Source organism: Rhodococcus sp. ARC_M5 (genome assembly GCF_022810405.1).
Taxonomy (GTDB): Bacteria; Actinomycetota; Actinomycetes; order Mycobacteriales; family Mycobacteriaceae; genus Rhodococcoides; species Rhodococcoides navarretei.
Window position 1 is genome coordinate 1 of sequence record NZ_JALGQE010000029.1, and the last position, 19,722, is coordinate 19,722.

Sequence of the window (19,722 nt, forward strand, 5' to 3'; positions counted from 1 at the left end):
GTCGAGTCACTGTGAGAGGTAACTCGTTCATCACTACGCGATGGCCCACCCACAACACGGGTACGACACGCCCGAGCTGCGGCTACGCCGCCTCACCGAATGTCCACCACCCCACGGGACTTACCCATCTCGAGCGCTGTCGATTTCGAGCATGTGAGCGGCTGCCCAGGCCAGGAGCACGTCGACGGGACCCCGAAGGGTTTTGCCCAGCTGTGTGATTCGATACTCCACCGCCACTGGGCGAGTGCTCAGAACGATGCGTTCGATGATGCCGTTGCGTTCGAGCTTCCTCAACGTTGCAGTGAGGGACTTCTGCGTCACCGCCGGAATTGCACGGCGGAGGTCGTTGAATCGGCAGGGTCGCTCACACAATTCGTTGAGAACCTGCAGCGACCATTTGTCCAGCACTTGGTCCAGCAGTTCGCGGTGCGGGGCACTGATCGTCAGTTCGGCGTTGCCATCGGCGGTATCGGTCATGAAACCAGGTTCCCTTGAAGTGTCCTTTGTGTACCAAGTATCAATGTTATACCTAGCTTTGGTCACGACGAAGGGAACTCCATGAGCGTCACCCGATTCACCCCGGCCGGCATGATGCAACCCACCCCGTATCACCACGTGGCGGTGGGGCAGGGATCTCGGCACATCCATGTCAGCGGTCAGATCGCGCGGAACGAGGACGGCTCGACGGTCGCCGAAAACGACCTCGCCGGGCAGGTCGCGCAGGCGCTGCGCAACACAGCGATGGGATTGACCGGTGCCGGAGCAACATTCGAGGACGTACTGCGGTTGACCTTCTACGTCACGCACTGGGCTCCGGAGCGGATCAGCGAGTTCATGGACGGCGTCACCCGCGTCGCCGGCGAGATCGGGCTGCCGACACCGATGCCACCGGCATCGCTGATCGGCGTGGACTATCTCTTCGAGCCCGACGTCCTTGTCGAGGTCGAGGCGACGGCCATTCTGGACTGACCCGCCGGGCCGGTGAATTGCGGAGGGCGTCGAAGTCCATACTGTCGAACCCACCGGACCCCAGGAGTGACATGGCCATTCTGACCTACAACATGATCGTTTCTCTCGACGGCTACGTCGAGGACTCTGCGGGCAGTCTCGATTACGCCATGCCGGACGCGGAGACGCATCGATTCTTCAATCGTCAGACGGAGGAGACTGCGGCCTTCCTGTTCGGGCGTCGAATGTACGAGGCGATGGAGGACTTCTGGACAGATGCGGCACGCGCCGACGGCGAGGACATCGAGGCGGAGTTCGCCCGGCTGTACGTGGACACTCCGCGGATCATTTTCTCCGACACTCTCGACTCGGTGGCCGACGGCTGCCGGTTGGTGCGCAGTGTCGATGCCGTCGCGGAGGTGCAGCGTCTCAAGCGGGAAACCGCGGGCACGTTGGCCGTCGGAGGGGCCGCCCTGGCCGAGTCGCTCGTCGACGAGATCGATCAGTACGAGGTCATCCTCCTGCCGACGATTCTGGGTGGCGGCAAGCCCTACTTTCCTGTCGGGCAGCACCTCGACCTCGTTCTGGATGAGCACCGAGTGTTCGCGGCCTCCGGGTGGGTCTATCTGCGCTACAGCGTCTCTCGCTGACTTCGGCCCGGTGGATCGAGCGCAGCGCACAATGAACACATGAGCTCCGGACATCGTCTCCATTGGTGGACCCTTCCCTCGCATCAGCTGTGGCTCGACGCCGAATCATCGAGGCTTCTCGACTTCGGAACATCACTCGACCACCCGGCCGGTGGCGCTGTGTGGTTGGACGACCGCGGGCACCCCGACCTCGATCATCCGGCCCACACCTACATCACCGCTCGGATGGCGCATGTGCACTTTCTCGCATCGATGCTGGGTCGGCCGGGGTCCCGCAGAAAGGCCGATCGGGTGTTCGACGGGCTTCTGACGACGTTGCGAGACAGCACTAACGGCGGTTGGTTCGAGTCCAGCGCCGACGCGACCTCGCCCGATGCTGTCAAGAACGCGTACACGCATGCGTTCGTGGTGCTGGCGGGAGCTGCAGCCACGGCCGCGGGACACCCACGCGGTGCGGATCTTCTGGGGGAGGCACTCGATACCGTCGAGCATCGGTTCTGGGACGATCAGCACGGAATGTGTTCGGACACAAGGACGGTGGACTGGTCGGTACTCGACGACTATCGCGGGATCAATGCCAACATGCACATGGTCGAAGCGCTGTTGGCTGCCGCCGATGCCGGCGCACCCGTCATCTGGCGTGAACGAGCGCTGCGTATCTGCGACAACGTTTGTCGGTGGGGAGCGGCCAACGAGTGGCGCATCCCGGAGCACTTCACCGCGGAGTGGATCCCGCAACTCGAGTACAACCGTGACGATGCCGCCAACCAGTTCAAGCCGTACGGGGCGACGGTGGGTCACGGATTCGAGTGGGCACGACTTCTGGTGCAGGCCGGCCTCTGTGCGGGCGGACGGGACTACGTCGACGCGGCCGAATCCCTCTATCACCGCGCTGCGACCGACGGCTGGCAACCCGGGCCGACCCCCGGCTTCGTCTACACCACCGACTGGACGGGGAAACCGGTCGTCACCGGCCGTCTGCACTGGGTACTGTGCGAGGCGATCGCCGCTGCCGCGACACTGGCACGGCACACCGGAAAAGACCGGTACGAGAACGATTATCGACAGTGGTGGGACATCGCAGCCGAGTACTACATCGATCGCGTCGACGGCTCCTGGCACCACGAACTCGATACCGGCAACGTCCCAGCGGCCACGGTGTGGAGCGGCAAGCCCGATCTCTACCACGCCGTTCAAGCGACGTGGATCAGTCGATATGCGTCGGGCTCGAGCATCGTGGCGGTGCTGAGGGACGCCCCGCGTTAGCGGTGTGCCAGACAGCACCAAAACCTTCCGATGGGTCTGTATTGTTTCCTCGTGCCCGAAGGTAGAAGACACGACCTGATCATCGACACCTCCGTCATCGTCACGGTCGTAGCTCTCGGAGTCGTTGCGGCCGGCCTGCTTCGATCTCCGGAGTCCGCCGTTGCCGAGGGCGATTCGGCTCTCGTGTCCGAGCCGGTCGAGTACCCGGTGAACATCCAGGGCTGTCCGGAGGTCGAGCCGCCTCCCTCCGACGAGGGGGAGCTGGTCATGTCGTCGTCGATCGTGGAAAGCACCCCGTCGTACGACGATCCCGCTTATCCATGGCTCACGTCGGGCAAAGCGGGTGCCATGTCCGACGCCGTTCTGACCGCGCTGCCGACCGATGTCGCCGTCGTGTTGGCCGCGCCATCCCAATCCGTGACCTTCCAACCGGTCGACGACCTCGGCGGTGCAGCACCGGACGGCTTCGAGCCCAGCACCAGCGCACGGGGAGAGCTGGCTCGGGCCGACTGGTCCGCCTACGCGAGTATCGACGTCCGACCCTCCGAGACCGGCGTGCCGCCCTGTGTCGCGGGCGCTCTCGACGCTCGGGCCACCGAGCCCGACGGCACCGTTGTCGACACCAACGACAGCTGGTACGAGTGGGGTGGCAAGCGAACATACTTCCGCATTGCCACCGCCTATCACCCGGACGGGACGCAGGTGACCGCCAATCTCACCGGCACGTCGGCCGAATTCCCGCTGCAGTCAGCCGAATTGGCCACCGTCGCGGCGCTACCGGATCTGCGACTGACGGTTCCTGCTCCGGCCGGAGCCTCTGCTCCACGACAGGATTGCTACGTCTCTTCGGGCGAGGTCATGTCGGGTGAGAGCGGCACCGTCGCCGACATTCGGGCCGAGTCCGTCGAGGCGGCGAACGCAGCGTTGACGAACACGTGGGAGTCGCTGCCGGGTGCGCCGCCGCTGAGCCGACCGATCGGGTCCCTCGTCCCCGGTTCGTACGGTTCCGGGGTGTGCACCGATCTCGAGGTCGTCGGAACCGATATTGCACTGTCGATCTCCGTGTCCGGAGGAGCGGCACTTCCGATGGCGTTGGACCCGTACGATCCCGAGTCCGCGTACGGCCCCGTCGTCGAGTTCCGAACGCTGCCCGACGGTTCGGTGGTCGAAAGCTCCGACGTGGACATCGTGAACAGCATGACTTCCGAGGACGGCACCACGCAGCTCACGCGCTCGGTGACCGTGACACGACCGACCGGAGTTCGCGTGTGGGTGCGATCGACGGTCGACCTCGACCCCACCCAGTACGCGCCGCTGGTGTTGCCGGAACCGTTGCCCTTCGAGGTTCTCGACGCCGTGGCACAGACTCCGATTGCGCAGTGGCCATGACGGATCCGCAGAGAAAGTCTGCAATCCGCGCCGGAGTCGCGGTGGCAGTCGCCGCCGTATCAGTCGTCGCCGCAGTCGTCGTGGTATCGATGCAGGACGTTCCCGTCGAACAGCCGTCGGACATCCAGGCGATGACACCGACGTTCTCGGAGGAGACGACGACCACGCAGGCACCGAACGGGCCGATCCTCGACCCGACGTGGGAGATCGACGCCGAATCCGTCTACGGAAGCGAGTTCGCCGCATTTCGTTCTCCTGCAGCAGATCTCATGTTCGACTCCGGTGCCACCGGCGCGATCGATGCCGGCGATGTTCTCGTCACTGCCGTCGGCCTACCGAATCCGCGTTCGTACTCGGTGGACGCGATCGAGTTCGTGGCCGTCGATGCCGAGGACGGCGATGTCCGCTGGAAGAAATCACCCGGCAGTGTCGATCAGTGTGCGAGCGAGGCCGTCGGTGACGAGATCGTCTGTCTCGACTCCTATTCCGACATCCCGTCGATCGTGAGGATCGGTGTGGACGACGGGGAGGCACGGAGAACGACGATCCCCGAAGCGTGGTTCCCGTATGCAATCGAGAGCGACGGAGGGTCCGTCTTCCTGCTCGAAGGCAACCCGGAGGACGGCGAATCGGTACTCCGCGGCGGTTCTGTGGATGCTCTCGATCAGATGTGGTCGCGTCCGATCACGTCCTCCGCGGGATGGGAAGACGTCGCGGGTCCGCTGATCCACGTCGACGACGGACGCGGAGTGGTGACCCTCGGCGGTGAGGCGACGTTCTTCGACCCGCGCACCGGCACGCCCGTCGATGGACTCGAATTGACCGCCGACGCAACGGTGGTCGACCGGAGCGGCACCGAAGTGTGGGCGCTGCAGGATCCGTACTCGTCCGAGACGTTCGCCGGCAACACCGTCTATTCGTTCGAGGAAAATGCGCTCGTGGCCACCACGAATTCGGATGACGTGCGATGGCGGTGGCCACTCCCCGAAGGGGTCGACGGCTTCACGGAGTCGGGTTCGATCGTCGAGGCCCAGTCGGGCGTGTTCTTTCTGAGTACCGAATCGATGGTGCGGCTCGAATCGGTACCCACCTGACTCCGTGAAACGCCGAGACGGCGTGGCACCGAACGGCTACTCCCGGTGGGGGGTTCGCTCACCCGTGTTCGGATCGACGTCGAACAGCTGGTCGGTGTTGTCGGGGGCGTAGACGACGGTGTTCGTTTCGAGGGCGCGTCGTCGAGCGCCGTCTCGAACGGCAAAAAATCCGCCTGCGAACAGCACGATGACGGCGATGCCGGCGACGATCGCCCAGCCCTCGAAACCGCCTGCCAGTGCGGCGATCAGACCACCCGCGGCGGCGATACCGGCAAAGATCAGTAGAACGGCCAGCATGTTCTCGACTGCTCTGGCCCAGCTTGTCTTGGTAGGCCTTTTCTCGACCATAGGGGCAATTCCTTTCGATCAGCTCGGACGGCGGATACCCGAAAGTCGATCGCTTAAGCCCCCGCGGTGCTATTGAGCCTTGCGCGCCCGGTACGCGGCGACGGCCGCGCGATTACCGCAGGTCGTGCTGCAGAACCGGCGAGAGCGGTTTCTGGAGAGGTCGAGAACCAGCCCGTTGCAGTCCGGATCGGCGCAGACGTCGAAGCGCGAGAGCTCGTCCGCGCGGATGACGTCGATCATCGCCATCGCGGTCTCGACGACGATGCGGGTCGCGAGCGGACTGTCGTCGGCCACAGCGTGAATATGCCAGTCGAGGTCTCCGTGACGAACCAGTCGAGGGAGGGCCGAGGACTCGGCCAGCAGTCGGTTGACCTCGACCACGGCGTCGTCGCGGCTGCTGGTGAGCAGAGTGCGCAGGGTCGGCCGTAGTGCCCGCACCGCCTCGAGCTCGGCGTCGTCGCCGTCGAAGCGGCCCGAGTAACCCTGCTCCGTGAAGAACTCGGCGAGTTGCTCTCGTGAGGTCAACGTGTCCGGGTCCTCGGCGGAATTGACCAATGCCACGGCGGACAGCAACGACAATTCCGCGTCATGAGCAAAAAGCATGTTGACACCTTACCAAGTCACTCCCTACTGTCACGTGTCATGACGGCTTACACTCATGACGCGCAGGTGAATCGCGCGACTGCCCACGATGCTGCCGCGCGGTCGCGTCGACTCTCGGGACTCGGTTTCGCGTTGCTCTCCGCGGCGTCGTTCGGGCTGTCCGGCTCGCTCGCCAAGGGATTGCTCGACGCCGGCTGGACGGCCGGGGCCGCGGTCACCGCGCGCATCCTGCTGGCTGCGGCCGTCCTGCTGATTCCGTCGATACTCGCTTTGCGCGGTCGGTGGAGCCTGCTGGCGAAGAACTGGAAGCTGATCGCCGCGTACGGAGCGTTCGCGGTTGCGGGCTGCCAGCTCGCCTTCTTCAACGCCGTCGGCCGCATGGAAGTGGGGGTGGCGCTGCTCATCGAATTCACCTCGCCGGTAGCCGTCATCGGGTGGATGTGGTTCCGCCATCACCAACGCCCGGGCCGCCTGACCCTGGTGGGTGCGCTCCTGGCGGCGATGGGTCTGCTGCTCGTGCTCGACCTGATCTCCGGTGCCGACGTCGATACCGTCGGCGTGCTGTGGGCACTCGGCGCAATGGCCGGTGCGGCCGTCTACTGGGTGCTCTCTGCCGACGAGACCAACGGACTTCCCCCGATCGTGCTCGCAGGCGGAGGGTTGCTCGCGGGCGGGCTGATCCTGCTGGTTGCCGGGCTCGTCGGCATCGTCCCGTTCGCAGCCCCGCTCACCGACGTCACCTTCGTCGATTCGGTTGTGCCGTGGTGGGTTCCGATCATCGGGCTCGGAGTGGTGACCGCCGCGCTGGCCTACGTCCTCGGGATCGCCGCGGGTCGGCGCTTGGGCTCGCGGTTGGCGTCCTTCATGGGATTGATGGAAGTTGTTGCGGCACTGGTGTTCGCGTGGTTGCTGCTCGGGCAGGCTCCGGCACCGATCCAATTGGCCGGTGGCGCACTGGTTCTGCTCGGCGTGGTCGTCGTCAAGTCCGGCGAGCGGGCCACGGCGGACGCCCCGGTGGAGCCGCTGCAGAGCAGGGCCTGACCTGCCTGGTCAGCCGTCGACGCGGCCGAACACCACCGCCGCCAGGATGGTGTGGGCGCTGGCGATCACCGACTCCAGCGGCTCTGGCTCGGGGGAGAGCAGCCACTGCTGAGCGATGGTGAGGACCGCGCCCACCAGTCCCATCGCCAATGTTCGACGGTTGGGCCCGGCGAGACCGCGGCTGGACCCGACGGTGTCGGCCACCTGGAGCACCGTCGCGGAGAACGAGGTGGTGGTCTTGCGGTACAGCGCGTCGACGGTAGGCGATACGCCGAGGATTTCCACGAAAGCAATGCGAGCCGATTTCGGCTGCTCGGCGACGAACGTGAAGAAGCCGGTGAGGGCTCCGCGGAGCACTTGTTCGCTGGAGTCTTTTTCTGCGGCGGCTCCGGCCAGGATGTTCTCGCGCATGGCCTCGGTGGCGCGGGCATAGGTGGCCATCAGCAAGTCCTCGCTGTTGGTGAAGGACTCGTAGAAGTAGCGCTTGGTCAGCCCGGCCTCGTTGCACACCTTCTCCACCGTTGCGGTGCGGTAGCCGGTGGTGCCGAAGACCTCGACGGCTGCGTCGAGCAGGCGGATTCGACGTTCCTGCTGCCGCTGCTGCGGGTCGGCACCTCGGTAGGTGCGGCCGACTTCACTGTGATGCGTGGTCACACACAGATCTTGACACCGCTCGGTATCAGATGCAAAGTGTTCGCAGACAAGCATTCCGATCGAGGGGGAGTACATGGCGGCGTCGACGCTACGCAACAAGGTCGTTCTGATCACCGGAGCAGCACGTGGAATCGGTGCCGCAACGGCGCGCGACCTGGCAGGCAAAGGTGCACAGCTGATTCTCGTCGACGTCGACGAAGCCCCACTTGTTGAGCTCGCGACCCAGCTGAAGGCCGAGGCGTTCGTCGCCGACGTACGAAATCTCGACGACATGCAGCGCGCCGTCGACGGCGGAATCGAGGCGTTCGGCGGCATCGATCTGGTGCTCGCCAATGCCGGAATCGCCAGCTACGGATCGATCATGCAGGTCGATCCCGCCACATTCCAACGGGTCATGGACATCAACGTGATGGGCGTGTTCAACACCGTCCGCGCGGCCTTGCCGTCGCTCATCGAACGCAACGGCTACATCCTCGTCGTCTCCTCGCTGGCGGCGTTCACCCCGTGCCCGGGCCTGGCGGCGTACAACGCCGGTAAGGCTGCAGCAGAACACTTTGCGAACGCCCTCCGCCTCGAGGTCAACTACCGCGGCGTCGACGTCGGCTCCGCCCACATGGCGTGGATCGACACGCCGATGGTGCAGGACGCCAAATCCGATCTCACGGCATTCCAGGATCTGCTCGCGGTGCTCCCCGGGCCGCTCGGCAAGACGATGACCGTCGAGCAGTGCGTCGACGCGTTCGTCGACGGCCTGGCCAAGCGCAAGCGTCGCGTCTACGTACCGCGGTGGGTGGGTGCAGCGTCGTGGTTCAAGGCCGTCATCACCTCGCGGGTCGGTGATCGCAGCATGCTCGAGCACGTGCCGACGATCCTGCCCAAGATGGACGAAGAAGTAGCGCGCCTCGGTAGGTCCGAGAGCGCTCGCAACAAGACCAGCTGACCCCCACCGAAGGAATCGTTGCTGATATGACTGCCGTATCGACCACCCCCGACGTCGATGTCCTCATCATCGGTGCCGGCCTGTCCGGGATCGGGGCCGCGCGCCACCTCGGGCACGACCTGCCCGCTAAGACCTACGCCATTCTGGAGAGCCGCGGGGCAATCGGCGGTACGTGGGATCTGTTCCGGTACCCCGGAATTCGCTCCGATTCCGACATGTACACCCTCGGCTACAGCTTCAAGCCCTGGATGGGTGAGAAATCCATCGCCGACGGCACCGACATTCGCAACTACATCGTCGAAACCGCGCGAGAAGCAGGCGTCGACAAGCATATTCGGTTCCATCACAAGGTCGTCGCGCTCGAATGGTCCAGCGAACAGCAGTTCTGGACGGTGACGGCGCACCGCAGCGACACGAACCAGACCGTCACGATCACCGCGTCGTTCGTGTTCTCCTGCAGCGGCTACTACAACTACGACAAGGGTTTCAGCCCTGAGTTCGCAGGCCAGGAGAACTTCGGTGGTCAGGTGATCCACCCGCAGCACTGGCCGGAGGATCTGGACTACTCCGGCAAGAAGATCGTCGTGATCGGTAGCGGCGCAACGGCAATCACGTTGGCCCCCAACCTGGCTCGCGGCGCCGAGCATGTCACGCTGCTGCAGCGCTCGCCGAGCTACATCCTGTCGCTGCCGTCCAAGGATCCGATCGCGCAGACGCTACGGAAGCGGCTGCCGAAGAAGCTGGCGTACAGCGTGACTCGGCTCAAGAACGTGTCGATGGCGATGCTGATCTTCACGTTGAGCCAGAAGTACCCCGAGTTCATGAAGAAGCGGATCCGGAAGCTGCAGGAGGGGTGGCTGCCGAAGGGATACGACCTCGACACCCACTTCACCCCGTCGTACAACCCATGGGACCAGCGCCTGTGCCTGGTGCCCGACAACGACCTGTTCCGCTCTATCCGCAAGGACGAGGTCTCGATCGTCACCGATCACATCGACAGCTTCACCGAGACCGGTCTGCAGTTGAAGTCCGGCCAGCACCTCGACGCCGATATCGTCGTCACTGCAACGGGATTGAACTTGTCTGCACTCGGCGGCGCGACCTTCCGCGTCGACGGTAAGGACGTGGATCTGCCCAGCACCATGGCGTACAAGGGCATGATGCTCACCGGAATCCCCAACTTCGCCTTCGTTGTCGGATACACCAACGCGTCGTGGACGCTCAAAGCCGACATGGTCTCGAACTACGTCATGCGACTTCTCGCTCACATGGACGAGAACGGGTACAGCACCGTCGAGCTCGAACGGGATCCGTCCGTGGACGAGGAACCGTTCCTGGATTTCGCCGCCGGCTACGTACTGCGGGCCGTGGACAACTTCCCGAGGCAGGGCAGCGAAACTCCGTGGAAGCTGCGGATGAACTACTTCCGGGACCTGCCGGTGCTGCGCTACGGCAAGGTCGTGGACAAGGCCATGAAGTTCGGCCGTCCCCGGTCGAAGGTCTCCGTCGGATCCTGACGGGAATAGATCGAGTCGGGAATCGTTTGTTCCGGACATGAAAATTGGCATCATCGGAAGTGGATTCATCGGCGGGACGCTCGTGCGTCGTTTGACGGCGCTCGGTCACGAGGTTCGGTTCTCCAACTCGCGTGATCCGGAGACTCTCGCGGACCTGGCGGCAGAAACCGGAGCGACCGCGGTGTGGGCCGCGGATGCCGCGGAGGATGCCGACCTCGTGATTCTGAGTATCCCGCAGAAGAACGTTTCGGATCTCGCTCCAGGAATCACCAGTGCTCGCAAGGCCGGAGCGCCGATCATCGAGACGAACAACTACTACCCGCAGCAGCGCGACGGGCTGATCGAGGAGGTCGAAGGCGGAACACCCGAAAGCGTCTGGGTGGCCCAACAACTCGGTGAGCCGGTGATCAAGGCGTTCAACGGAATCTACTGGAAGCACCTGCTGAAGAAGGGTGTGCCGGCCGGGACCGACGGTCGCATCGCGCTTCCGATCGCAGGCAACGACGCAGATTCGAAGAAGTTCGTGTTCTCGGTGATCGACGAGCTCGGTTTCGATCCGGTCGACGCCGGCACCCTCGAAGAGTCCTGGCGACAGCAGCCGGGAACACCCTCGTACGGCAAAGATTTCGGCGTCGACGCCCTCGTCGAGGCGCTGGGGCAGGCCACCGAAGAACGCAGCGCGGAGTGGAAGGCCTGAGCCTCGGTTCTCGGTCTACCTGACGCGGCAGCTACCTGACGCGACCCTCGCGGAGTGTGCGCTCCGCGAGGTCGCGAAGCGGTCCGGTCAGATTCGAATCCCCGACTCGGCACGAGTGCCCGCCCACCGACACGCTCCAGACGAAGGTGTCGCGGGCGTGGGACTCGGCCGCGTCGGTGGCCTGCTGATCGGCGATGTACGGCTGTGCGGCCTCGACCAACGACTGCCATTCCGGCTCGTCGGTCTCGACCACTCCACGCTTGGACATCCCGGCGACGCCGCCGGTTCGCAGTACCTCGATGCGCAGGCTCATCTGCCCTCGATCACACCCGATCGTCGCTCGGTCTCCGTGTTGTCTTCACTCCCACGGTAGACCAGCCCGTGGCCACGGCCTCGGAAACGTCGGAGCCGGCTCCGAATCGCTTGTTCGCCGCCGCGATCGTTGCGGCGGAGAAGCCGGCGAAATCGACTGTCGGGGAAAGTCCGCCGATGGTCATCGTGTCGAACCAGACCTGCCCGACGCGATCCCAGGCAGGACCACCGAGCGTGGTGGCGGCAACGGCGAACGCGCGATTGGGGATACCCGAATTGATGTGCACCCCGCCGTCGTCCTCGGTGGTGACGACGAAATCGGCCATGCTGGCGGGCTGCGGATCCTTGCCGAGTACGTCGTCGTCGTAGGCGGTGCCGGGCTCGAGGAGCGAGCGCAACGCCTTGCCCTGCACTGCGGGCAGGAACAGGCCTTCGCCGATGAGCCACGACGCGTCCTCGGCGTTCTGCTTCGCGGTGTACTGCTCGACGAGTGCGCCGAAGACGTCGGAGATCGACTCGTTCAGTGCGCCGGCCTGATCCTTGTACTCGAGCGGAGTGGTGTACTGCGTGAACCCGTGGGCCAGTTCGTGCGCGATGACGCCGAGTGAGACGGTGAAGCGAGCGAACACCTCGCCGTCACCGTCGCCGAACACCATGCGCGAGCCGTCCCAGAACGCGTTGTCGTAGTCCTGCCCGTAGTGCACCGTCGCGTCGAGGGGCAGGCCGCTGCCGTCGAGACTCGAGTAGCCGTAGACGTCGTCGAAGAACGCATAGGTGGCACCGAGGCCGTCGTACGCCTCGTCGGTGGCGGCATCTCCGGTGGGATCCTCGCCTTCGGCTCGTACCTGCTGGCCGGGTAGATCACGAGTGGACTTCGCGTCGGAGATGGTGCGTTCGAGGGTGCCGCCGGTGCGCGGAGCGATGGCGGTGCGCGCCTGGACGACTTCTCGTCCGGCCCGCATCTCGCGGTCGGCCAGCAGAGTCGCTCGGGCCCCAGCTCCTTGGAGCCGCTCGAGCAGAAACGGTGGAACGACACCATGGAATTGGAGCCTGCGGAATGATCCGGAATTGGCAAGTGACGTCATACGCGGTGACCCCCTAGGTCCGTGGCATGTGCGGTGGTACGTGGTTCCCAGTGTGCCCGAGGGGACCGACAATTCTCGTTCCGCGGCGCAGAGTTCACTCGCGCAGCGTCGACAGATCTACGCTGTCCACCTCGCTCGGGGGACGCAGTGCGGTGACGGTCGCCCAGTTCCGGGCCAGCAAGGAGGCGTCGGAATCGTCGTCCTCGGCCTGGATCTCGTCGAACCGGACGGTGACGAAATCCTCTCCGCGATCTCCTATTTCGGCCTGCACCGCGCCGTAGCGAGCCAGCGAAGCCGGAACGATCCCGGCGAAGTCCGCGAGGGGAACGTCGGGAATGTTGACGTTGACCACGGCATCGACGGTCAGGTGGGCAATCATCCATGTCGCGGCCAGGTGTGCGACGTGTTCGGCGGTCTCCCAGTGCGACGGCCGACTGGCGATCGACGACAGCGCCATGGCGGGCACTCCGTGCGTCAGGGCCGTCAACGCCGCTCCTACCGTTCCCGAATGCAGTACGGCGGCACCGGTATTGGGGCCGTGATTGATACCCGAGAGTACGAGGTCCGGTGCGTCGCCGAAGGCCCCTCTCGTGGCGACGAACGCGATGAGGGCGGGCGAGGCCTGCACCGCATGAGCCGTCACCTCGGGGAGTCCCTCGATCTCGGTCAGCTCGATACCGAGGTGGTCGTCGACGCCCATCCCCGTCAACGACGCGCTGGCACCACTGCGCTCCTCGTGGGGCGCGGCCACCACGACGTCGAGGCCGGCATCGAGGGCCACTCGTGCCAGCAAGGCGATGCCTGCGCTGTGCACGCCGTCGTCATTGGTGATCAGGGCCCTCATTTCTTGCCTGCCTTCTCGAACGGACGTACTTCGACCGAATCGGTGAGTCCGAGAACCAGGTCTTTTCGGCCGCTACCGAGGCCGCGGCGGGTCACGTTGGCGGTGCCCGCGCCTCCACCCAGGCGTAGCGATTCCTGCATGGACATTCCCTGGGCCAGGCCGGCGGCGATTCCGGCGCTCATGGAATCGCCTGCGCCGTGGTGGTCGACCATCTGCAGAGCCGGGGTGACGATTTCGAGCACGTCTCCGTCCACCAGTGCCAGCGCGGGATCTCCCGCACGTGAAATCACGACCACCTCGGCACCGTCGTCGTGCATCTTTCTCATCGAATCGATCAGGTGCTTCGGATCTTCGGACTCGGCTCCGCCGTCGGCGATGAGATCCTCGTGACTGACCTTGAGCACGGTGATGCCGCCGGCGAGAGCAGCCTGCATGGTCGGGCCCGACAGGTCGGCGACCACCGGGACGTTCAGCGCGCGAAGGTCTGCGCACAGCCGCTCGTACACCTCGGCGGGCACGATGTCGTCGGCATGCGGACCGCCGAGGATGGCGACGTCGCTGCGGGCACCGGTAGCGAGTGCCGCGCCGAACAGATCGTCGAGCGCGTGCCTGGCCAGCGGCGGCGGATCCACCGTGGCCAGTACCTCGCGCTCCCCGCTTCGGCGATCGTGCACGTAGGAACCACTTTCCTGGCCGATATCGACGGAGACGACGGAGATGCCCTCACTCTCGACGATGCCGCGCAACACGGCACCGATCTCGCCGCCGAACACACCGGCAAGCGTGACGTCGAGACCGAGCACCGATGCCATCCGCGCGATCCAGTGCCCCTGACCGCCTGCGTGCACATGCAGTTCGGTACTGCCGTTCGGAGCGGCGTCGAGGGTCACCGTCAGAAGCGGAGACGGTGCGAAAACGAGCGCGCTGGGTGTACGAGAGGAGGGAGGCACCGAGTGCGAATGCCCGATTTGTAAGGTCCGAAACGGATAGGGCGGGACAGTGCCGGTCGAGGATGTCTTCCTCAGAAACGACGACGCAGGCGCATTCCGATGGGACGGCCGTCGGGGTCGACGAAGAGCCGGTAGGCGAGTGATGCGAGTCGCTGTTGCCAGACGGGCGGCACCGAGATCTCGTGTAGGCGAAGTCGTCCCACGGGGCGTGGTCCGGAGGACGGGTTTCGGTGCCAGTTGTCGAGTGCGGTCACGCTGGCGGAGATCACGTCGAAGAATTGTTGCGGATCCACCAGGTCTGCGTCGTCGCCGTCGGCCCGGCCGAGGTGTTCGCGAATGAGCTCCAAGCGCAGGTTGCGTGCATGGGTGCGGGCACCGTCGCCCAATCCTGCGGGGTCGAGAGGTTCCCGCGTGTCGTGGGCTTCGTCGATGATTGCTGCGGTCAATTCCGAATCATGGGTCCAGGAGCGGCGATTGAAGTTGTCCGATCCCACTGCGGTCCACACGTCGTCGATGATGCAGACCTTGGCATGCACGTATACCGGTACGCCACGGTCGTTTTCGATGTCGAGTACCAGTACGCGATCACCGCCGGCCGCGCGAATTACCTCGAGCGCAGCCGAGTGTCCCAGCAGCGCAGAGGGAATGGTGAGTGGGCTGTCGTCGTCCAGGTGCTTGGGAACCACCACCACCAGCTTCAGGTTCGGCTTGCGCTTCAGTGCCGAAGCGAAAACCCGAGCGACGTCGACCGACCACAGGTACTGATCCTCGATGTAGATCAACTCGGTGGCGCGATTCAGGGCCTTGGCGTAGGCGCGGGCAGCGCTGCGCTCGCCCTTCGTGGCGAACGGGTAGGCGGGGCGTCGGCGGGGATAGGTGCGCAGCAACTGCACCGAGCACGTGCCCTGCGGCTCCGGGGCTGCAGCTGCAGGAGGGAGTTCCGACGGTTCGCGTGTCACTCCCCGTAGGAAGTCGGGGATGGCGTGCCACGGAAGGCGCGAGAGAGCAGCGGGATCTTCCCAGCGTTCGCGGAAGACGTCCTCCACGTCTCGCACCGCCGGGCCTTCGATCTGCACCTGCACGTCGTGCCAGGCTGGAATCTCGCCGTACTCGGGCGGGAAAGGACGTGAGACCGGATCACCGAAGTGATCGGCGTCGTCGCGTCGAGCACGGGCCAGGTCGATGCCACCGACGAACGCGACGTCGGGCAGATCTTTCCTGCCGTACCGCACGACGACGAACTTCTGGTGGTGGCTTCCGGTGACCAGCACGCGTTGGTCGAGAACGACCTCGCCGCCCGCCTCCTCCAGCCGCAGCGCGAGCTTGCGATTCTTCGGGCCGGTGAAACCGAGGGTCTCCATGTGGGAGCGCCACACCATGCCCTTGACGACGCCGCCGCGGTGCGCGACGGAGGTAAGGGCATCCTCGACGGTCACTCCGTCGTCGGTGAGCAGTTGCTCCGGGTCCCCGCGCCAGTCGGTGAAGAGCACCAGATCGTCACGCTCGGTCTGCTCCAGGGCTCGTGCAAGTGCAGCGAAGTAGGTTTTGCCGTGCACCAGATTCTCGACGCGGTTGCCCTCCGTCCACGCCGAAATTCGGGTGTCTTCGTTTCCCCGCTCGGGTGCGGTGAGGAACCACGGGTGCGCCGGGTCGAAATGGCGCTCGGGAGCAATCAGAGCGGAGGTGGACCGGCCGAATTTCTCGGCAACTCCATCGACGACGCGCCGGATGCGCTGCACTATCACGCACGCATCATTTCACCCGGTTTGAAGGCGCGAGTGGGCGGGCACCCCGGCGATATGACTCAGGTACCCAACGTCACGCTCAGAAACGGCAAGCAGATTCCCCAGCTCGGTTTCGGCGTCTTCCAAATCGACGCTGACGAGACCGCGAAGGCCGTCGAGACGGCGCTCGAAATCGGCTACCGACACATCGACACCGCGGAGATGTACGGCAACGAGAAGCAGGTCGGTGAGGGCATCCGCAACTCCGGCATCGACCGCGAATCGGTGTTCGTCACCAGCAAGCTCAACAACGGTTTCCACCGGCCCGACGACGCGCGCTCGGCGTTCGACAAGACTCTCAGCGACCTCGGGACCGACTACGTCGATCTCTTCCTCATCCACTGGCCGCTGCCCACCCGCTACGACGGCGACTTCGTGTCCACGTGGAAGACGTTGGAGGAGTTCGCCGCCGACGGCCGCGCCCGCAACATCGGTGTCTCCAACTTTCAGCCCACGCACCTCGATCGCCTCGCGGAGGAGACCGATACGGTCCCTGCGGTGAACCAGATCGAGGTACACCCGTACTTCGTCAACCACGACGTGTGGGCCTACGGCCGCGAACACGCCATTCCCACCGAGGCGTGGTCGCCGATCGCTCAGGGCAACGTTCTCGACGATCCCGAACTGCAGCGAATCGCCGACGCAGCAGGCAAATCCGTTGCGCAGGTGGTGCTTCGCTGGCACATTCAGCGGGGCAACATCATCTTCCCGAAATCGGTGACGCCGGAGCGTGTCAAGGCGAACTTCGAGATCTTCGACTTCGAGCTCAGCTCGGCCGATGTCGATGCCATCACGGCACTGGACAAGGGTGAGCAGGGCCGTAACGGCCCGAACCCGGACACCTTCGACATGATTCCCGACTAGCGCGAAACCCTGTGGGCTCGAACGTGTTCATCACGTTCGAGCCCACAATCGTGTCACGTGATCGTGAGCTCGGATCCTGTTGCCGCGGTGACCTGCTCGGTGGTCACGCCGGGTGCGAGTTCGGCCAGTGCGAGGGTGCCGTCGCCGACCACGTCGATGACGGCGAGGTTGGTGATGATGCGATTCACGACGCCTTGGCCGGTGAGCGGGAGCGTGCAGGCGTCGAGAATCTTGGGATTGCCGTCGCGGTCGGTGTGTTCCATGACGACGATGACGCGTCGGGCTCCGTGGACGAGGTCCATCGCGCCGCCCATGCCTTTGACCATCTTGCCGGGCACCATCCAGTTGGCGAGGTCGCCGGTGCGCGAGACCTGCATGCCGCCGAGCACCGCGGTGTCGATGTGTCCGCCGCGGATCATGCCGAAGCTCAGCGACGAGTCGAAGTATGCGGCACCGGGATTGACGGTGACAGTCTCTTTACCTGCGTTGATGAGGTTGGCGTCGACCTCGTCCTCGGTGGGGTAGGGCCCCGTGCCGAGGATGCCGTTCTCCGAGTGCAGGGTGACCTTGACGGCGTCGGTGAGGTATCCCGGGATCAGTGTCGGCAGTCCGATGCCGAGGTTGACGTATTCGCCGTCGATCATCTCCGCTGCGGCGCGTTCGGCCATCTGGTCGCGCGTCCATCCTGTGCTCATGCTCGATCTCCTGAGGTGACGGTGCGCTTTTCGATGCGCTTGTCCTGGGGGCCGGTGTGGACGATGCGTTGGACGAACACTCCGGGAAGATGTACGTGGGCTGGGTCCAGCTCGCCTGGCTCGACGAGGTTTTCGACCTGCGCGATGGTGATCTTGCCTGCCATTGCGGCGAGGGGGTTGAAGTTCATCGCGGTCTTGTCGAAGACGAGATTGCCTGCTGTGTCGCCAGTTTCGGCGTGCACCAGTGCGAAGTCGGCGTTGATCGACTCTTCGAGAACGTAGCGCTTGTCGCCGAACACCCGGGTCTCCTTGGGCGGTGACGCGATCGATACGGAGCCGTCGGGGTCGTAGCGCCACGGCATTCCGCCGTCGGCGATGGGGCTGCCGACCCCGGCGGGTGTGAAGAATGCGGGAACCCCGTTGCCGCCGGCGCGCAGTCGTTCGGCGAGTGTGCCCTGCGGGGTCAGCTCGACCTCGAGTTCGCCGGCGAGATACTGCCGGGCGAACTCCTTGTTCTCTCCGACATAGGAAGCGGTGACTCGGCGAATGCGTCCGGCGGCCAACAGAATTCCGAGGCCATAGCCGTCGACGCCGCAGTTGTTGGAGAACACTTCGAGCTCGTCGGCGTCGGTGTTGGCGATGGCGTCGATGAGGGCGTCGGGGATGCCGCACAGCCCGAATCCGCCGACCGCGATGGTCGCTCCTCGGCCGATGTCCGCGACCGCCTCGGCGGCGGACGCATAGGTCTTTCCAGTCACTTGCAGCTCCTGATGTGTTCGGTGAGCAAACGTTGTACTCAGTGAACCTGAGCTGTGCATTTCGGTGAAGCAAATGCTGTCTATTGCTCGTTCGATGAACGGATGGGGATTTGGCGTCCAGTGAGTGGACGTAGAATGGCCGGGTGACGTCACTGGATGCCAACGCAAGTGTGATCGGCAAGATCTGCTCGTTGCTGCGCGCAGCGGGAAGCGAGGAGCCGTCGGGGGCCTCGACCACTGCCCTTGCGAAGGCGGCCGGTATTGCTCGACCCACCGCACATCGCTTGTTGTCCACGCTTGCGGAACAGGGATTCGTGGATCGTGACGCCGGTACCGGTCGTTGGTCGCTGGGCCCGGAGATCTATCTGCTGGGATCGATGGCGGCACTGCGGTACGACATCACCGACCAAGCACGAAAGATAGTGCAGGCGTTGGCCACCGAGAGCGGCGAGAGTGCGTTTCTGTCGGCCCGGCGTGGGGCGGAGACGGTGTGCTTGCTTCGAGTGGAGGGAAGTTTCCCATTGCGCTCGCACGTTCTTTACGAGGGAATTCGGTTGCCGCTCGGAGTGGCGTCTGCAGGGTTGGCCATTCTTGCGCACCTACCGGATCGGGAGGTCGACGAGTATCTCGATGGCGTGAACCTGGTGCCGGAGTGGGGAGAGAGTCACGCCGCCGTCGAGATTCGCAGGCGGATAGCGCATACCCGCACCACAGGATTCGCCGTCAATCCGGCGCTGCTCGTGGAGGGCAGTTGGGGACTCGGTGCCGCCGTGTTCAATCGCGCCGACAAGCCGGCGTGGGCACTGAGCCTGACCGGAGTCGAGACGCGATTCCGCGACGATCGACGCCGGGAGTTGGGCAAGCTGCTGCTCGACGCGGCACATCGACTCACCGTGCAACTGGGAGAGCGTCCCGCTTAGCTGTCGAGCTCCGCCAGGATGTCCGCGGCGTCCTGGCTGCCTGCGGTGGCCAACCTCTGCAGCTCCACTCGATCGCCGCGTTCGCCGGCCAGTTCGACCAGGATGTCGACGGCATCGGTACTGCCCGCGTCGGCGAGGGAGCGCAGTTCGTCGAGGTCGTTTCGAGAGCCTGCGAGTTCGACCAACTGGTCGAGTGCATCCTGATTGCCTTCGTTTGCCTGGGCGCGCAACGCAGCCAGCTCGGCCGCTGTGGAATCGGGCTCGGTCATGAAGTGGAGTGTAGAACGATTCAGTGGATAGTGGCAGGTCAGCTACCTCGAATCTGCATTCTCCGTTTCTGTCGGTGGCTCGGGTTACTGTTCT

General features: G+C 64.7%; 23 protein-coding genes. 11 read left to right on the plus strand and 12 right to left on the minus strand.

Annotated elements, in window-relative coordinates; genetic code table 11:
- Positions 1-120 precede the first annotated feature (120 nt).
- Complete coding sequence (locus MTX34_RS24685) at positions 121-477, minus strand: helix-turn-helix domain-containing protein (protein WP_243611115.1); 357 nt, start codon at positions 475-477, stop codon at positions 121-123.
- Positions 478-558: 81 nt separating this feature from the next.
- On the opposite strand from MTX34_RS24685, the gene MTX34_RS24690 reads away from it, so the two are divergent.
- The 5 genes from MTX34_RS24690 (at position 559) to MTX34_RS24710 (ending at position 5,347) form a co-directional block, all read left to right on the plus strand.
- Positions 559-969, plus strand: a complete 411-nt coding sequence (locus MTX34_RS24690; RefSeq protein WP_243611116.1) for a RidA family protein — start codon at positions 559-561, stop codon at positions 967-969.
- Between the two features lie 71 nt (positions 970-1,040).
- Positions 1,041-1,598 (plus strand): dihydrofolate reductase family protein, encoded by a 558-nt coding sequence (locus MTX34_RS24695; RefSeq protein WP_243611117.1) that lies wholly within the window; start codon positions 1,041-1,043, stop codon positions 1,596-1,598.
- A gap of 39 nt (positions 1,599-1,637) precedes the next feature.
- Positions 1,638-2,864: an AGE family epimerase/isomerase gene (locus tag MTX34_RS24700; protein ID WP_243611118.1), complete on the plus strand. Its 1,227-nt coding sequence runs from the start codon at positions 1,638-1,640 to the stop codon at positions 2,862-2,864.
- Between the two features lie 51 nt (positions 2,865-2,915).
- On the plus strand, positions 2,916-4,253 hold the full coding sequence (locus MTX34_RS24705; protein WP_243611119.1) for a hypothetical protein: 1,338 nt from the start codon (positions 2,916-2,918) through the stop codon (positions 4,251-4,253).
- Positions 4,250-5,347 carry a PQQ-binding-like beta-propeller repeat protein gene (locus tag MTX34_RS24710; protein WP_243611120.1) on the plus strand — a complete coding sequence of 366 codons (1,098 nt, stop codon included), beginning with the start codon at positions 4,250-4,252 and terminating at the stop codon, positions 5,345-5,347. The genes MTX34_RS24705 and MTX34_RS24710 overlap by 4 nt, the downstream gene beginning before the upstream one ends.
- Positions 5,348-5,383: 36 nt before the next feature.
- Here MTX34_RS24710 and MTX34_RS24715 read toward each other — a convergent pair whose 3' ends face one another.
- Together MTX34_RS24715 and MTX34_RS24720 are read right to left on the minus strand one after the other, a co-directional pair.
- On the minus strand, positions 5,384-5,695 hold the full coding sequence (locus MTX34_RS24715; RefSeq protein ID WP_243596979.1) for a hypothetical protein: 312 nt from the start codon (positions 5,693-5,695) through the stop codon (positions 5,384-5,386).
- 69 nt (positions 5,696-5,764) lie between these two features.
- Entirely contained in the window at positions 5,765-6,298 is a 534-nt protein-coding gene (locus MTX34_RS24720) for a CGNR zinc finger domain-containing protein (RefSeq protein ID WP_243596978.1), read from the minus strand.
- A gap of 39 nt (positions 6,299-6,337) precedes the next feature.
- Between MTX34_RS24720 and MTX34_RS24725 the strand changes: the two genes are divergently transcribed.
- Positions 6,338-7,339: a DMT family transporter gene (locus tag MTX34_RS24725; protein ID WP_243611121.1), complete on the plus strand. Its 1,002-nt coding sequence runs from the start codon at positions 6,338-6,340 to the stop codon at positions 7,337-7,339.
- A 9-nt stretch (positions 7,340-7,348) separates the two neighbouring features.
- Here the strand turns inward: MTX34_RS24725 and MTX34_RS24730 are convergent, their stop codons facing one another.
- Positions 7,349-7,993 carry a TetR/AcrR family transcriptional regulator gene (locus MTX34_RS24730; RefSeq protein ID WP_243596976.1) on the minus strand — a complete coding sequence of 215 codons (645 nt, stop codon included), beginning with the start codon at positions 7,991-7,993 and terminating at the stop codon, positions 7,349-7,351.
- 73 nt (positions 7,994-8,066) lie between these two features.
- On the opposite strand from MTX34_RS24730, the gene MTX34_RS24735 reads away from it, so the two are divergent.
- From MTX34_RS24735 to MTX34_RS24745, 3 genes are read left to right on the plus strand one after another with little or no spacing between them, the layout of a single operon-like run.
- A complete protein-coding gene (locus tag MTX34_RS24735) occupies positions 8,067-8,933 on the plus strand; it encodes an SDR family oxidoreductase (RefSeq protein WP_243611122.1) in 867 nt (288 codons plus the stop codon).
- A gap of 26 nt (positions 8,934-8,959) precedes the next feature.
- A complete protein-coding gene (locus MTX34_RS24740) occupies positions 8,960-10,450 on the plus strand; it encodes an NAD(P)/FAD-dependent oxidoreductase (RefSeq protein WP_243611123.1) in 1,491 nt (496 codons plus the stop codon).
- A gap of 37 nt (positions 10,451-10,487) precedes the next feature.
- The gene (locus MTX34_RS24745) at positions 10,488-11,147 is read left to right on the plus strand and encodes an NADPH-dependent F420 reductase (protein ID WP_243611124.1); all 660 of its coding nucleotides are present in this window, start codon (positions 10,488-10,490) and stop codon (positions 11,145-11,147) included.
- Between the two features lie 31 nt (positions 11,148-11,178).
- On the opposite strand, the gene MTX34_RS24750 is transcribed toward MTX34_RS24745, so the two are convergent.
- From MTX34_RS24750 to MTX34_RS24770, 5 genes are all read right to left on the minus strand, one after another.
- Positions 11,179-11,460: a protealysin inhibitor emfourin gene (locus MTX34_RS24750; RefSeq protein WP_243596972.1), complete on the minus strand. Its 282-nt coding sequence runs from the start codon at positions 11,458-11,460 to the stop codon at positions 11,179-11,181.
- Positions 11,461-11,470: 10 nt separating this feature from the next.
- Complete coding sequence (locus MTX34_RS24755) at positions 11,471-12,544, minus strand: M4 family metallopeptidase (RefSeq protein WP_243611125.1); 1,074 nt, start codon at positions 12,542-12,544, stop codon at positions 11,471-11,473.
- Between the two features lie 94 nt (positions 12,545-12,638).
- Positions 12,639-13,388: a 5'/3'-nucleotidase SurE gene (gene surE / locus MTX34_RS24760; RefSeq protein WP_243611126.1), complete on the minus strand. Its 750-nt coding sequence runs from the start codon at positions 13,386-13,388 to the stop codon at positions 12,639-12,641.
- On the minus strand, positions 13,385-14,278 hold the full coding sequence (locus tag MTX34_RS24765; protein ID WP_243596969.1) for a PfkB family carbohydrate kinase: 894 nt from the start codon (positions 14,276-14,278) through the stop codon (positions 13,385-13,387). The genes surE and MTX34_RS24765 overlap by 4 nt, the downstream gene beginning before the upstream one ends.
- Positions 14,279-14,409: 131 nt before the next feature.
- Positions 14,410-16,083: a phospholipase D-like domain-containing protein gene (locus MTX34_RS24770; protein ID WP_243611127.1), complete on the minus strand. Its 1,674-nt coding sequence runs from the start codon at positions 16,081-16,083 to the stop codon at positions 14,410-14,412.
- A gap of 54 nt (positions 16,084-16,137) precedes the next feature.
- Between MTX34_RS24770 and MTX34_RS24775 the strand changes: the two genes are divergently transcribed.
- Positions 16,138-16,986 (plus strand): aldo/keto reductase, encoded by an 849-nt coding sequence (locus tag MTX34_RS24775; protein WP_243611128.1) that lies wholly within the window; start codon positions 16,138-16,140, stop codon positions 16,984-16,986.
- 53 nt (positions 16,987-17,039) lie between these two features.
- Here the strand turns inward: MTX34_RS24775 and MTX34_RS24780 are convergent, their stop codons facing one another.
- Together MTX34_RS24780 and MTX34_RS24785 are read right to left on the minus strand one after the other, a co-directional pair.
- A complete protein-coding gene (locus MTX34_RS24780; protein WP_243596966.1) occupies positions 17,040-17,681 on the minus strand; it encodes a 3-oxoacid CoA-transferase subunit B in 642 nt (213 codons plus the stop codon).
- Entirely contained in the window at positions 17,678-18,439 is a 762-nt protein-coding gene (locus tag MTX34_RS24785) for a CoA transferase subunit A (RefSeq protein ID WP_243596965.1), read from the minus strand. The genes MTX34_RS24780 and MTX34_RS24785 overlap by 4 nt, the downstream gene beginning before the upstream one ends.
- A gap of 143 nt (positions 18,440-18,582) precedes the next feature.
- Between MTX34_RS24785 and MTX34_RS24790 the strand changes: the two genes are divergently transcribed.
- Positions 18,583-19,359 carry an IclR family transcriptional regulator gene (locus MTX34_RS24790; RefSeq protein ID WP_243611129.1) on the plus strand — a complete coding sequence of 259 codons (777 nt, stop codon included), beginning with the start codon at positions 18,583-18,585 and terminating at the stop codon, positions 19,357-19,359.
- Here MTX34_RS24790 and MTX34_RS24795 read toward each other — a convergent pair.
- Entirely contained in the window at positions 19,356-19,628 is a 273-nt protein-coding gene (locus MTX34_RS24795; RefSeq protein ID WP_243596963.1) for a hypothetical protein, read from the minus strand. The two genes, MTX34_RS24790 and MTX34_RS24795, sit on opposite strands and share 4 nt — an antisense overlap.
- Positions 19,629-19,722 lie beyond the last annotated feature (94 nt).

Excerpts from the sequence above, each read along its gene's own strand:
- MTX34_RS24735 (WP_243611122.1), top strand. The coding sequence starts at position 8,067 with ATGGCGGCGTCGACGCTACGCAACAAGGTCGTTCTGATCACCGGAGCA.
- MTX34_RS24775 (WP_243611128.1), top strand. The coding sequence starts at position 16,138 with ATGACTCAGGTACCCAACGTCACGCTCAGAAACGGCAAGCAGATTCCC.
- MTX34_RS24685 (WP_243611115.1), bottom strand. The coding sequence starts at position 477 with ATGACCGATACCGCCGATGGCAACGCCGAACTGACGATCAGTGCCCCG.
- MTX34_RS24710 (WP_243611120.1), top strand. The coding sequence starts at position 4,250 with ATGACGGATCCGCAGAGAAAGTCTGCAATCCGCGCCGGAGTCGCGGTG.
- surE (WP_243611126.1), bottom strand. The coding sequence starts at position 13,388 with ATGAGGGCCCTGATCACCAATGACGACGGCGTGCACAGCGCAGGCATC.
- MTX34_RS24745 (WP_243611124.1), top strand. The coding sequence starts at position 10,488 with ATGAAAATTGGCATCATCGGAAGTGGATTCATCGGCGGGACGCTCGTG.
- MTX34_RS24695 (WP_243611117.1), top strand. The coding sequence starts at position 1,041 with ATGGCCATTCTGACCTACAACATGATCGTTTCTCTCGACGGCTACGTC.
- MTX34_RS24690 (WP_243611116.1), top strand. The coding sequence starts at position 559 with ATGAGCGTCACCCGATTCACCCCGGCCGGCATGATGCAACCCACCCCG.
- MTX34_RS24755 (WP_243611125.1), bottom strand. The coding sequence starts at position 12,544 with ATGACGTCACTTGCCAATTCCGGATCATTCCGCAGGCTCCAATTCCAT.
- MTX34_RS24715 (WP_243596979.1), bottom strand. The coding sequence starts at position 5,695 with ATGGTCGAGAAAAGGCCTACCAAGACAAGCTGGGCCAGAGCAGTCGAG.
- MTX34_RS24740 (WP_243611123.1), top strand. The coding sequence starts at position 8,960 with ATGACTGCCGTATCGACCACCCCCGACGTCGATGTCCTCATCATCGGT.
- MTX34_RS24795 (WP_243596963.1), bottom strand. The coding sequence starts at position 19,628 with ATGACCGAGCCCGATTCCACAGCGGCCGAGCTGGCTGCGTTGCGCGCC.
- MTX34_RS24700 (WP_243611118.1), top strand. The coding sequence starts at position 1,638 with ATGAGCTCCGGACATCGTCTCCATTGGTGGACCCTTCCCTCGCATCAG.
- MTX34_RS24720 (WP_243596978.1), bottom strand. The coding sequence starts at position 6,298 with ATGCTTTTTGCTCATGACGCGGAATTGTCGTTGCTGTCCGCCGTGGCA.
- MTX34_RS24725 (WP_243611121.1), top strand. The coding sequence starts at position 6,338 with ATGACGGCTTACACTCATGACGCGCAGGTGAATCGCGCGACTGCCCAC.
- MTX34_RS24780 (WP_243596966.1), bottom strand. The coding sequence starts at position 17,681 with ATGAGCACAGGATGGACGCGCGACCAGATGGCCGAACGCGCCGCAGCG.
- MTX34_RS24750 (WP_243596972.1), bottom strand. The coding sequence starts at position 11,460 with ATGAGCCTGCGCATCGAGGTACTGCGAACCGGCGGCGTCGCCGGGATG.